Consider the following 13,378-nt stretch of genomic DNA (forward strand, 5'->3'; position numbering starts at 1 on the left):
TTAATTCTTCCATTCAACTCTATTTTTTAATTTTTCTCTAACGTTATTAGATAGAATTTTAATATCTAAGTTGGATGAAAGAATTTCGCAGAGTATCCAATTTCTATCTTTTTTTTTGAAAGGAATTTGATACTCTGTTAAAATATCTATAATTTCATTTCTCCATAAAAGTTTTGCAATGAAAAAACCATCTTTGTTTTTATTAAGTTTAGGTTTTCTAATGATTGTAATATCATTTTCGCAACATTCAATAAGTCCAATGAATTTAGGAATAAACTCTAAAATTTTTTTACTATATTTTTTTTCCGTTACTATAGATAAATAGTCAAAAACCTTTGTATAAGCCTCGATTTGTGAAGGTAATCTCTGTAAAGTATCTGAAGCACTTTTTATTTCATATCCATGAAATGCTCCATTTATAACAGCAATATCGATCCTAGCTTTAGCGACTGGAAGATTAAGTTCATCAACAACTTTAGATTTATTATCATTAATATAAGATACTAATTCTTTTTCTTTCAGAAGCTTACGTATACATAAATCTTTCATAGTTGAAGAATTCAAAGTGTAGTTGCAAATGTACGTTGTTTTTATGAGTGAAAATTACGGTTTACCGTAATTTTTCGTTTTGCAAATTTAAAGGTTATGGCTACTTCTCCCAAATAAAAACCTTATTTTTATATAAAATAACTCATGAAAAACTCACTCCCCAATTTCCGCTCAATCTAAAAAACCATGTTAGAAAGAAACCATCTTGAACCTTGCGGAAGCAGTTCGAGCCATAGAAGTCTCGGCAGCTTTGTGAAAATCATGAATGCACTCATGGGAGACGTGTATGCAGAACTGTATTTTCTGGAAATTCCCTCTTTCGATACCGAAAGAATTCTGTTTGTAGAAAGGAAAAAAGGAATAGAAAACTACCGCATCGTTTATAAAATTGCAGAACGTGCGATCCGCCTTTCGGAAGGTAACGAAGAAGAAAGAATTTTAGAATATCAAAGAAAACTGTCACCGGATTCTTATAAAATATTGCAACAATTGTTTGAAAGCGCGCTTTACCAGACGAGATATCCTAAAGAGCGTCGTATTGTTCTCGACGGAGTGCAATATTATTTCTCCAACATTTTGAAAATGGGAAAAATCTCATCGCCCGAAGAGAATTCTTTAATCGGAAAACTCATAGATATCTGCGAAAAAATAAAAAATATGATTCAGTCAGACAACAGACCATTGGTTTTTGAAGATGATTTCAGAGGTGAAATGGAAGATTTAATCAGGGAAATTAATGGTGATTTAGAATAGTAATGAATGGTTTTCTTTTCATTCTGAGGAAGAATTCCAGAAAGGCATTGTCTGATTTTTTATAAAGACTCTTCGACAGGCTCAGAGTGACATCTCGAATACTAAACGAAAGACAAAACAATGAATGATTGTCAACAATTCTTTTGTCTGCCAACATCTTTAACGGTCGCTTGTCATTCTGATTGAAATTTTGCGAAGCATTATGGAAAGAAGAATCTTTTTGAATGATCTCCCGCGGATTGCGCAGATTTTTTTTTCAATGTAAAATTGTTTGTACTCTTTCAATGTCTTACAGCATTTTTGTCATCCTGAAAGGATCTCAGCATAGTACAATTAATTTTAAAATATCAATGACTAAAACATTCAGAAAAAGAGACTCTTCGACAGGCTCAGAGTGACACCGCGAATACTAACTGTAATATCTTAACAATGAATAATTGATAAAGGTAGTTTTAAGGTATAAAATTATAAACAATCCTATGTCATTCTGACGAAGGAAGAATCTGAAAATACACAGTTGTACTCAATGATGATAGAGACTCTTCGGCAGGATCAGAGTGACACCGCGAATACTAATTGTAATATCTTAACAATGAAAGATTGTTTTTAGTAAAACCTTTAACGCTACATTGTCATCCTGAAAGGATCTCAACGATACATTAAAAACTTTGTTTAGATGCTTTCAGCATGACATACTGTAAATAAATCACCCGAAATAAGTATTCCATAAATAAAAGGGAAATCTTACCTTAGCAGTACACTAAATTTAAAACTTTTAACTATGGCTTACGATTTTAAAATCCGTTCCGCAGTTACTTCCACAGGAAAAACCGCGTATTATGCAAAAGTAACCGGTCTTACAGATCCGGAATTTTTCGTGGCTTACAAGACGAAATATGAACAGAGATTCGGACTTTACAATGTTTCGGTTTCTAATAATCTCGTGTACAATGCCGCCGATTATGTGAACGAATTCGGTTTTTGGGCATACTTTATCGAGGCTACCGCGAAAGTGGAAAGTCAGGGCTCTTTTCTCTGCCTGAATACCTATGACAGAGCTTACTTTACGTTCGGTTTCATGCAGTTTGCGGCACACGTTCCGAATGGAGATTTTGTAAGATTTTTCAGAAAACTGCTTACCTTACCAAATGCTTTGGAATACTTCCCGAGACTTCGCCTGATTAATGACCGCATTTTCTATAAAAATGATGCAGGAGCCACTTCTCAGCTTGAAAACGACAGCAGTTCTCAAAAGCTGATGGAATATCTGAATCCTACCACCAATGAAGTGGAACAGCAGGAACTCATCTGCTCGGCAAGATTTATCCATTGGGCTTCCAACGACCCGAAACACAGAAGGGTACAGGTAGAGCATTCCATCAGTCTGTATAAAGAAAATATGAAAAAATACAGCAAAAGGCTGAATCTGAACGGTTATCCTGCAAAAGTGTGTTTTATGATCTGCGATATTCTGCATCAGGGAAGAGGAACGTATGACAGGATCAGTTATGCGCTGGATACCGACAGTCACGAAAAAGCATTCCAGAATTTGTGTACGATAGGAAACACCCACTATCCGACAAGAATCAACGGACTGAAAGCCCATTTGAAGAAGCTGGAACAGGCAGGATTGTTCAACAAAAAATATAAAGCTGACACGAATGAGTTTGTGTAGAAATCAGCTTAAAGAAATATAAAAACAGACGGTACAAATGAATGTACCGTCTGTTTTTTTAGTGAATAAGAATTTTACAGATTGTTGGGAATTGTCACTATTTCAGGATCGATCCACAGTTAACACCCACGGTTTCCATTTTCTTTCTGATCCCCATTTTTTCTGCTTTTTTCGCAAGTTCTTCCTTTTCTTTTTTGTCTTTCATCGCATTCAGCTTGTCCAGCATTTTAAGCTCGTCAGTGGTTAATTTTGCTCCAAGATCTTTGGTAAGACAGTCTGCAAATTTTTCAGCCTTTTCTTTAGGGGTTCCTTCTTTTACCATGCTTTCAGAAATGTCTTTATACATTGCTTTTAAGATGGATTCTTTGGAACTATTCGTAGTCTGTACTTTTGTTTTGGCTTTAGACTGCGCCATTACGATCTGGCTGCTGCATACAAGGATCATGCAGAATGCAAAAATGAGTTTCTTCATGTTTATTATTTTAGGGGCTAAAAGTAGGATAATTTTTTGAGAGTTGAGATACGGAATAAAATTTATTTTAAAGTGCTTCAGTGGATGAAAAATGTTTAACAATTTTTCATTGTTTTAAATATTGCATATAGTATTCGCGGTGTCACTCTGAGCCTGCCGAAGAGTCTCTTTTTCTGAAGGATTTGGATTATTATCTCCCGCAGATTCTGCAAATTTAACAGATGATTAAGTTAAAAATCTGCATAATCTGCTCAATCAGCGAGAAACCAAAAAATAAAATAACTTTTAAAACATTTGGAGGATGATTTATTTACGGTATGTCATGCTGAAAGCATCTAAACAAAGTTTTCAATGTATCGTTGAGATCCTTTCAGGATGACAAAATGATGGGAATACATTTGAGAAAGTACAAACAATTTTAAATTGAAAAAAATCTGCGCAATCTGCAAAATCCGCGTGAGATCATTCAAAAAGATTCTTCTTTCCATCATGCTTCGCAAAATTTCAATCAGAATGACATAATTGTGTTAATGATGTTACCAAAGAAAATAACGAAACAATTTTCATTGTTTAAATATCGTAATAAGTATTCACGGTGTCACTATGAGCCTGTCGAAGAGTCTCTTCATCAGAATTTTAAACAAAAAAACCGCCCTTAAAAGAGCGGTTTTAAGATTAATCTGTTTTAGGATCATTATTCTTTTTTCCCTGTCTTCTTGCCAGAACAATATTGGCAAAATAATTCCTGCCGTTATTAATGATCGCCAGAACATTCTGATAAAAAATATCCTGCTTCACATCGGCTAACGTTGCGATGTAATTGCACATCTGTTTGTAATCTGTGGTCAGCGTCTGTCTCAGCATCTTGACATCATAGGTCTGTTTCTGGGAAGTCTTAAAAGAACGGTGCGAAAAAAGATCATTAAAATCCGTATTGGATTCTGCCAGATGATTGATGAATTTTACCAGCCCCAAAGCTGAAACCGCTGCGCTGTATTCTGAAGAAAGCAGCTTTTCCAGCATTGTATTCAGGCGGATGGTTTCTTCTTCGTAAGAATCGTCCTGCACATTTTTATACTGATCCAGAAGAATTTTTACGAAAGCATAGGCATTCTTTTCGGTTTCTGTTTTAGCGTTTCTGTACGGTTTTATGGCATCTCTCAGCGCCTGCATGTCGGCATCACGAATATCGTCCAGTTCAGCGATTTTTTTAGATTCTTCACTGGCACGTATCTGATCGAGTGCGCTGTTATACGTGGGAATCTGTGCCTGTATGGCATCGTACATTCTTTTAAAATCCGGGTCTGTTTCTGCATTCAGGGCAGAAGCTGCAAAATCTTCATAGAAACGGATGATAAGCTGCCCGAATTCGGCATGATGCAGTTTTGTGGCATCCATCGAAATTAGTTTTTTCATGTGCGTTATATTTTATTATTATATCTGCCACAGAGGATCAGGGTCTTACTGAGTCTGCGGATATTTTTTTTCTCTATCTTCAGAAATTTCCGACGGCAAACTGTAAGAGGTTCTTATCGTCGGAAATTCCGGCAGGGCAAACCACTATCAAAGTAAGCTTTCGGAGATCTCCGGCGGCGCAAACCAAAACAGTTTCGGGTCGTCGGAAATTCCGACGGAGAGAACCCGAAGAGGATGAGACTTTCGGAAGTTTCCGATAATGCAATCCTGAATTTTATGTTTTTTCTGTAAACTTTCCGGCAGCTTTTTTTATTCTCCTGTGCTGTTTTATTTTTTGTTGCCATGCTCTCTTTCAAAGAGTTTCATCAAAAATATAAAAATTCTTATAATGCCTGTACAAAACAGAGAACAGTTATTATTCTGTACATATATAGATTGATTTTTTTATGTATGTCATGCTGATAGCATTAAAACAAAATTTTCAATTGATCGTTGAGATCCTTTCAGGATGATAATGTAACGTTAAAGGTTTTACTAAAAACAATTCTTCATTGTTAAGATATTACAGTTAGTATTCGCAGTGTCACTCTGAGCCTGTCGAAGAGTCTCTGTCATCATTTAGTAAGATCGTATATTTTCAGATTCTTCCTTCGTCAGAATGACATAGGATTGTTAATCATTTTATATGTTAAAATAGCCTTTAACAATTACTTATTGCTAAGATAACACAGTTAGTATTCGCGTTGTCATTCTGAGCTTGTCGAAGAGTCTCTTTTTCTGAATGTTTTATTTATTGATCTCTGTTATTTTAAATCATTGTTTAGATCCTTTCAGGATGACAAAAAAGCTGTAAAAACATTTGAGAAAGCACAAACAATTTTACATTGAAAAAAATCTGCGCAATCTGCACAATCTGCGAGAAACCAAAAAATAAAATAACTTTTAGAACAATTGGCGATGATTTATTTACAGTATGTCATGCTGAAAGCATCTAAACAAAGTTTTCAATGTATCGTTGAGATCCTTTCAGGATGATAATGTAACGTTAAAGGTTTTACTAAAAACAATCTTTCATTGTTTAAATAACACAGTTAGTATTCGCAGTGTCACTCTGAGCTTGTCGAAGAGTCTCTTCTTCAAAATTTGAAACAAAAAAACCGCCCTTAAAAGAGCGGTTGTGTATGATATTTTACCAGTTCTTATCAATCATATAAATAATCTGCGTCAGAGTACTTGCTCCGAGCAGAAGTTCTCTTCGGTTTACCTTTTCAAAAGTATCTTCCTCAGTGTGGTGGATGTCGAAATACCGCTGAGAATCGGGAACCAGTTCCGCGGTCGGAATTCCCAGATCATGAAGCGGATAAAGATCTGTCCCGGAATAGGTATTTTTAAAATCATAAATTCCGTAAGGTAAAAACAGGTCTGCCCAACTCTGGATCTGCTTTCTTTTTTCGTTATCCATATCAAGGGAAATTCCTCTTGGGGTAAATCCTCCGGCATCCGTTTCTATGGCAAAAAGATGCTTTTCGTTATTTTCTTTCACCGTTTTACCGTACATAACGCCGCCTTTTACGCCGTTTTCTTCATTGGCAAAACAAACGACACGGATGGTGTGATTATTCTGGATGCCTAAATTTTTAAAAGTTCTCAGAACTTCAATGCTCTGTACGATTCCGGAACCGTCGTCATGGGCGCCTTCACCCACGTCCCACGAATCCAGATGTCCGCCGACAACGATTACGCTTTTATCTTTCTTTCCGGTAATTTCTCCGATCACAGAGTGGGAGAGTTTTTCGCCCTTCATGCCACAGTTGGAGTTGAGTTTAGCGGTAATTTTCTGTGATTTTAAAAGTTCTGCCAGTTCGTCCGCCGTTGTGCTTCCAACCGCAACAGCAGGAATTTTTTTACCATCCTGATAACGCATGGAACCTGTATGCGGAACATCATCAAAGGCAGAGGAAAGAGAACGGATAATCGCAAACTTCCCACCTTTTTTAGCCGTTAATGAAGCAGCGGTAGATCTGTATTTTGCGGCATCACCATATCCTCTGAAAGTTTCTATATACGTCTGGCTGAAAGGATAATTGAAGAACACAATTTTATCCTTCACCTGCTCCGGCGAAAGTTTATCGTATTCTTCCATGGATCTCACCATGATAATTTCTCCTGAAACATCTTTTCCTCCTGTTCCTTCAGAATTTCCCAGAGAAAGCATTTTTAAGCTTTTCCATTTTCCGCCGGAGGTTTTGATGTGTAAAGATTCTTTTCCGCGAACCCACACCGGAACCATTACTTCCTGTAGCCAGACTTTATCGGCTCCTGCATCACGAAGCTTCTGTTCTGCCCATATTACGGCTTTTTCGTAGGATGCTGAACCGCTGAGACGATGACCGATATTTTTGGTTAATTCTCTCAGTTCGTTGTATGCTTTTCCTTTATTTAGTATTTCCGTAGAAATTTTTGCAAACTGTATGGAGTCTTCTTTTGCCTGACCAAAAACCGTCAAGCCCAGAAGTGTTAAAGTTGTTCCTAATATCTTTTTCATTTTAAATATCCAATGATTAATTAAATGTAGGTTATTGAATTCGTTTTAAAATTCAATATAATTCAGCTTTGTATCTTTTATGTACAACAGAATATTCTTTGCCAATTTATATGAAGATTCACGGTCAATCGGAATGCTTTTTAAAAGACAGTTTTCATTTCTTTCCCAGATCTCAATTTTTTCATCAAAAAGCAGTATGAATTTTTCATCATTAAAAAAGATAAGCTCCGAAAAGTCCTCAATTTTAATGCTTTTAGAATGGTTAAAGCTCCCGTTGGATAATTTCCGGATGCAGAGATTCTTATCATCCGCTAAATAGTTTTCAAAAGCAAGCTCCTGCAGATTTTCATTGATAACGTAATGATGTCCCAACTGATCTATTTTTTCAGAATATAAAATATCAATATGATCATGCGAATGTATATTTAAAACAACATGCAGAAATTTTGGGTCGTCACGGTCTTTACAATAGAGCGTTACTGTGAGAATATTGCTGTCGGATGAAGAAAAAAATTCAGACCTACCCTCATAGTAAAAATACATAAATTCATATTCATCAAAATTTTCATCAAAAAATTTCGTTAAATCATATTCCTTAAAATCTTTCAGGTCTGTGAGGGTTAAATCTTCCCGAAAAATATAATTTTTTAAAATGTGTACACTTTCGAACTGCTTTGGCTTTCTTAAAGCAATTTTTCCGTCAGAATTTATTTTTAAATGCCAAGAACCAGCACTCAGATAAAAATTATCTTCATCAACCGGATGAAACTCTATTCTGCTGTACGGTGTAAAAGAGATTTTTTCATCCAGTAAAATTTCCCTTATAATAAGATTCTTCAGATCTAATACCTCAAAAAACAATTCAGAATTTTGTTTTATCTTGAGCTGTATAATCTGCTGTTTTTCCGGAATGTAATCTGTTTTTATGATTTTAAAACCATTGAGGTTACTTCTTGATATCAAGTCGTCGAAAATATTCATTCCCCAAAAGTATTTACCAGTTTTTATCAATCATAAAAATCATTTGCGTCATCGCCACCGCCCCGAGAAGAAGCTCTCTTTTGTTCACCTTATCAAATGTATCCTGTTCGGAATGATGATAATCGAAATATCTTTGCGTGTCTACCACAAGCTCAGCCAAAGGAATATCCATTTTCTTTAAAGGAGAAATATCCTGAATGGCTTCTGTCTGGTCAAAATCGTAAACGCCGTAAGGAAGAAAATAATTTTTCCATTCGAAAATCTGTTTTCTTCTCTGCGGAGACATATCCAGAGAAAATCCTCTCGGAGAATAGCCTCCTGCATCGGTTCCCAGTGCAAAAATGTGCTTTTCATCTTTCTTCTTCACGTACGCTGCATACATTTCGCGCCCCTGTCCGCCGTTTTCGCTGTTCGCGTAGAAAACAACGCGTATCGTGTGGTTATTTTCAAGACCTAAAGCTTTGAATGTTCTTAAAACTTCAATACACTGCGCGACTCCGGTTCCGTCATCAATTGCTCCTTCTCCGAAATCCCATGAGTCGAGCTGCGCACCCAAAACAATTACCTTAGAATCTTTTTTACCCTGAATTTCAGCAATGATATTCGGATTGGTGGTGTCGCCTTTGGATTGGGCTGTCATATTCAGTTTAGCGGTAACTTTCTGGTTTTTTAATAATTTTTCCAGTTCATCAGCCGATTTTACTCCGATGGATAAAGCGGGAATTCTTATTTTATCATCCGGTTCGTAATACACCATTTTTGCGTGTGGCGTATCGTCTGAAGCCGTGGTTAATGATCTTATAATTAATGCTTTCGCTCCGGTTTTAGCAATGACGGAAGCGGAAATAAGTTTGGATTTTGCAGTGATTAAATAAGAATCGCTTGTATTGATGATCTTTGGATCCATCGGAAGATTCACAAAAACGATTTTATCTTTCAGTTGTCCCACCGACATGGCGTTAAGCTCTGAGGTAGAATTGATGAGTACAATTTCACCGGTAAGATCTTTTCCGCCCGTTCCTTCAGAATTTCCGAAAGAAAGCATTCTGATGTTTTTCCAGTCTCCATTGGCGGTTTTTATCTGCAGAGATTCTTTTCCTCTGATCCAGACCGGAGCTTTGGCTTCCATTCTCCAGATCATATCGATCCCGATTTCTTTAAGTTTTTTTTCTGCCCAGTCTACAGCCCTCATGTAACCCGGCGTTGCACTGAAACGCGGCCCGATTCCTTTGGTAAGCTGTCCCAGATTTTCGTACGCCGTTCCGTTGGTCATGATCTCGTCGGAAATCTTTTTAAATTCATCGTGGTAATTGAATTTTTCGCCGACAGCAGTTTTCTTAACCGGCTTTTTAAGAGGTTTTTTTTGAGAAAATAAAAATCCACCCAAAAAGAGTGGAATGATAATGAATATTTTTTTCATTTTTTATTTACCTTTTCTTTTCCGCAGATAAAAGTAGGGAAAAAATAGTAATTTTTAAGGTTTCATATCGTACATTAATAGTGCGGTAACCAATTTAGGCTCAATGAAAGTACATTTCGGAGGCATGCTGAGTTTCAGGTCTGAAATTTTAATCATATCATTAAAACTTACAGGGTAGATTCCGAATCCTGCTTTACCTTCTCCGTTGTCTACTTTTTCTTTAAGATGATTGATTCCCTCAATATTGGAAGTTCCTTTTACGTAAGAAATTTTCTCCGAGCTGTCCGGATCTTCAATTTTTAAAATATCTTTAAAGATGTATTTGTCTAAAAGATGATGATCCAGATTATCCAGAGACATTTCCTGAGAACGAAGGTCGTGCTTTACGTGAAGGGAGTAAAATTTACCGTCCATATACATCGAAATGTGGAATTTCTGGGAAGGAAAATATGCCGTTTCTCCTTTTTCGTGGATCAGGAAATATTTTTCCAGTTCCTTTAAAAATTCTTCGTTCGAAAGACCGTTAAGATCGGTTAAGATTCTGTTGTAATCGTGGATTTTTATCGACTGGTTGGAAACGATAAAGCTGTACACGAAATTGTAATGTTCCGTTCCGTTATGTCTTTTGTTTTTTTCTTTCTGATGTTTGGCGTTCAGTGCAGTGGAACCAATTCTGTGGTGTCCGTCTGCAATGTAAAAAGAATCGATCTGATCGATCACTTCCTTAAACTGCTGCAATTTTAAACGGTTATCGATTCTCCAGATTTTATGACGGATTCCTTTGGTATCCACATGATTGAAGATCGGAACGTTTTTCTCCTCATGGTTCATCAGCAGTTCGATTTTCGAATTCGCCGGATAGGTAAGAAGTACAGGTTCTGCCTGAAGATTTACTTTTTCAAGATAATGAGCCAGTTTTTCCTTTTTCTGGGGAATGGTACTTTCGTGTCTCTTGATTTTTCCGTTCCAGAAATCTTCGATGCTCGCCAAACCGAGAAGCCCTCTGAAAACCTGTTTGTTGGGATAAATCTGTTCATAAAGATAGTACGCAGAATTGTCCTGAACGAGTTTTTTCTCTTCCATCAATTCTTCAAAAGTCGACCGGATCTTCCTTAAATTCCTGTCGATATCTTTGGATTTACTTACGACATAAGGCTTTATCATGTTGATGTAAGTGTCTTCCACCTGAGCTTTTTCCGCGATCTCTTCCTGCGTAAAATTGTCCAGAGGATGAGTAGGGAAGGTGCTCTCATAGTCTTTATGAGGTCTTATTCCACGAAAAGGTTTAAAAATAGGCATATTTTAGTTTATAGTTTCTTTAATCTTAATAATCTGTTCTGCAAGCTCGAGTCCGATTTTTTCCTGTGCATCCACGGTATTTCCGCCTACATGCGGAGAAAGGGAAAGCGAAGGATTCATCAGCAGAAGCACTTCCGGAGTGGGTTCTTTTTCAAAAACATCCAGTGCAGCTCCGGCAACTTTTCCGGATTCGATGAAGTCTATCAGGGAAACTTCATTCATCACACCTCCTCTTGCAGTATTTACAATGTAGACTCCGTCTTTCATTTTTTCAAACTGTGGCGTGTCTATGATATATTCGTTTGTTTTCGGCGTATTGAGACTGATGAAGTCTGTATCTTTTAAGAATTTATCCATATTATTGGTGGAAGTAATTTCGAAACTAACAGTTTGTCCGTCGAAAAATTCCAGTGTAAGAACTTTTGTTTTAGGCTTTCTGGTAAGCACTTTCACTTTCATACCCAGAGAAATTCCCATTTTTACAACTTCCTGTCCGATACTTCCAAAGCCGATAACACCCAATGTTTTTCCTGAAAGTTCGTATGCTTTCGAAAAGGATTTTTTCATAGCGTTGAAGTGGGTTTCTCCTTCCAAAGGCATTAACCTGTTGGATTCATGAAGAAATCTTGCCAGTGAAAAGAAATGTGCAAACACCAATTCTGCAACCGATTTTGAGGATGCAGTCGGCGTATTGATGATGTAGATTCCTTTATCAATAGCGTATTCCACGTCGATATTATCCATCCCGATTCCGCCTCTTCCGATAATTTTAAGACTAGGACAGGCATCAATGAGATCCTGTCTTACTTTGGTAGCGCTTCTTACCAAAAGAACATCCACGTTATTCTCGTTGATGAAATTAATGACGTGATCCTGTGCAACTCTGTTGTCCAGAACCTCAATTCCGGCATCTTTAAGTGCCTGTTCTCCTGCTTTCGAAATTCCGTCGTTGGCTAAAACTTTCATGGTTTTATTTTGACTTAAATATTTAATGGTTCAAAATTTAAACAGTCACGCAAATTAAGAAAATTTAAAATAACATTAAATATTTGTTAAGTATTTGAAATTTAATAATTTATATTATTTTATGGATTTCATAACATCTACTAAAACCTGTACGCTTTCAATCGGCAAAGCATTGTACAAACTAGCTCTGTAACCTCCCAGACTTCTGTGTCCGTTCAGTCCGCTGATTCCCGCAGCTTTCCATGCCGCATCAAATTCTTCTTTTTTGCTCTCGTCTGTAATTTTGAAAGATACATTCATTAAAGAACGGTCTTCTTTTACGCAGAATGTTTCAAATAAAGGATTGCTGTCGATCTCATCGTATAACAGTTTTGCTTTTGCTTCGTTTCTGCCTTCCGCAGCGGCAATTCCACCATTGTTTTCCAGATGCTGTAACGTTAACAGAGAAGCGTAAACAGGGAAAACCGGCGGTGTGTTGTACATAGATTCTTTAGAAATATGCTGAGCATAATCCAGAATAGAGAACATATTTTCTCTTCCTGTTTTTCCTAAAATTTCTTTTTTAATGACCACCAAAGTTACTCCTGCAGGTCCCATATTTTTCTGAGCTCCGGCATAGATCAAATCAAATTTTGAAAAATCTAATTGTCTTGAGAAAATATCAGAACTCATGTCACAAACCATTAAAGTATCTACTTCAGGGAAAGATTTCATCTGAGTTCCGTAGATGGTGTTATTGGAAGTGCAGTGGAAATAATCATATTCTGAACCTACGGTGTAATCTTTCGGAATGAAAGAATAATTTTCTTCTTTTGAAGAACCTACAACGTCTACGGTTCCTACTTTTTTAGCTTCTTTAATAGCTCCTGCAGCCCACGTTCCGGTATCCAGATAAGCTGCTTTTCCGCCTACTTTCATCAGGTTGTAAGGAACCATGGCAAACTGCAGACTTGCGCCGCCTCCTAAATATAAAACTTCGTAATCATCTCCTAAATTCATCAGTCTTTTTACGATAGCGCGTGCTTCATCCATTACCGCTACGAAATCTTTGCTTCTGTGCGAAATTTCAAGAAGAGAAAGTCCGATTCCGTTGAAATCTAAAATTGCCTGTGCAGATTTTTCGAAAACTTCCTGTGGTAAAATACATGGTCCTGCGCTAAAGTTGTGCTTTTTGCTCATATTATTATTTTTTGGGATTTTCTGTAAAAATTTCTTCTTACAGATTCATTTATAGTTTCTTATTGAATTATTCTGAGTTTTTGTATATAAAAAACCGCCTCATGATTGATGAGACGGCAGTTT

11 protein-coding genes are annotated in these 13,378 nt (G+C 36.8%); 2 read left to right on the forward strand and 9 right to left on the reverse strand.

The window, feature by feature from the left end:
* Positions 1-549 (reverse strand): sce7726 family protein, encoded by a 549-nt coding sequence (locus tag QWT87_RS06120; protein ID WP_273079228.1) that lies wholly within the window; start codon positions 547-549, stop codon positions 1-3.
* Between the two features lie 186 nt (positions 550-735).
* On the opposite strand from QWT87_RS06120, the gene QWT87_RS06125 reads away from it, so the two are divergent.
* Both QWT87_RS06125 and QWT87_RS06130 read left to right on the forward strand, forming a co-directional pair.
* Entirely contained in the window at positions 736-1,302 is a 567-nt protein-coding gene (locus QWT87_RS06125) for a hypothetical protein (protein ID WP_302714796.1), read from the forward strand.
* A 781-nt stretch (positions 1,303-2,083) separates the two neighbouring features.
* On the forward strand, positions 2,084-2,977 hold the full coding sequence (locus tag QWT87_RS06130) for a hypothetical protein (protein ID WP_185204392.1): 894 nt from the start codon (positions 2,084-2,086) through the stop codon (positions 2,975-2,977).
* Positions 2,978-3,074: 97 nt separating this feature from the next.
* Here QWT87_RS06130 and QWT87_RS06135 read toward each other — a convergent pair whose 3' ends face one another.
* The 8 genes from QWT87_RS06135 to serC all read right to left on the reverse strand — a co-directional run bounded on the left by QWT87_RS06135 (position 3,075) and on the right by serC (position 13,255).
* Entirely contained in the window at positions 3,075-3,449 is a 375-nt protein-coding gene (locus QWT87_RS06135) for a hypothetical protein (RefSeq protein WP_123956621.1), read from the reverse strand.
* A 675-nt stretch (positions 3,450-4,124) separates the two neighbouring features.
* Complete coding sequence (locus QWT87_RS06140; protein WP_185204394.1) at positions 4,125-4,865, reverse strand: DUF6261 family protein; 741 nt, start codon at positions 4,863-4,865, stop codon at positions 4,125-4,127.
* 1,189 nt (positions 4,866-6,054) lie between these two features.
* Positions 6,055-7,410 (reverse strand): M28 family peptidase, encoded by a 1,356-nt coding sequence (locus tag QWT87_RS06145; RefSeq protein WP_302714801.1) that lies wholly within the window; start codon positions 7,408-7,410, stop codon positions 6,055-6,057.
* Between the two features lie 45 nt (positions 7,411-7,455).
* Positions 7,456-8,391 carry a hypothetical protein gene (locus QWT87_RS06150; RefSeq protein ID WP_302714803.1) on the reverse strand — a complete coding sequence of 312 codons (936 nt, stop codon included), beginning with the start codon at positions 8,389-8,391 and terminating at the stop codon, positions 7,456-7,458.
* A gap of 13 nt (positions 8,392-8,404) precedes the next feature.
* Positions 8,405-9,811, reverse strand: a complete 1,407-nt coding sequence (locus QWT87_RS06155) for a M20/M25/M40 family metallo-hydrolase (protein WP_302714805.1) — start codon at positions 9,809-9,811, stop codon at positions 8,405-8,407.
* 54 nt (positions 9,812-9,865) lie between these two features.
* Positions 9,866-11,110 (reverse strand): DUF1015 domain-containing protein, encoded by a 1,245-nt coding sequence (locus tag QWT87_RS06160; RefSeq protein WP_271161170.1) that lies wholly within the window; start codon positions 11,108-11,110, stop codon positions 9,866-9,868.
* A 3-nt stretch (positions 11,111-11,113) separates the two neighbouring features.
* Complete coding sequence (locus tag QWT87_RS06165) at positions 11,114-12,076, reverse strand: D-2-hydroxyacid dehydrogenase (RefSeq protein ID WP_302714809.1); 963 nt, start codon at positions 12,074-12,076, stop codon at positions 11,114-11,116.
* 114 nt (positions 12,077-12,190) lie between these two features.
* On the reverse strand, positions 12,191-13,255 hold the full coding sequence (gene serC / locus QWT87_RS06170; RefSeq protein WP_302714812.1) for a 3-phosphoserine/phosphohydroxythreonine transaminase: 1,065 nt from the start codon (positions 13,253-13,255) through the stop codon (positions 12,191-12,193).
* Between the last annotated feature and the right edge of the window lie 123 nt (positions 13,256-13,378).

The sequence above is a fragment of the Chryseobacterium urinae genome, from assembly GCF_030518295.1.
In the GTDB taxonomy this organism is placed as follows: Bacteria; Bacteroidota; Bacteroidia; order Flavobacteriales; family Weeksellaceae; genus Chryseobacterium; species Chryseobacterium mucoviscidosis.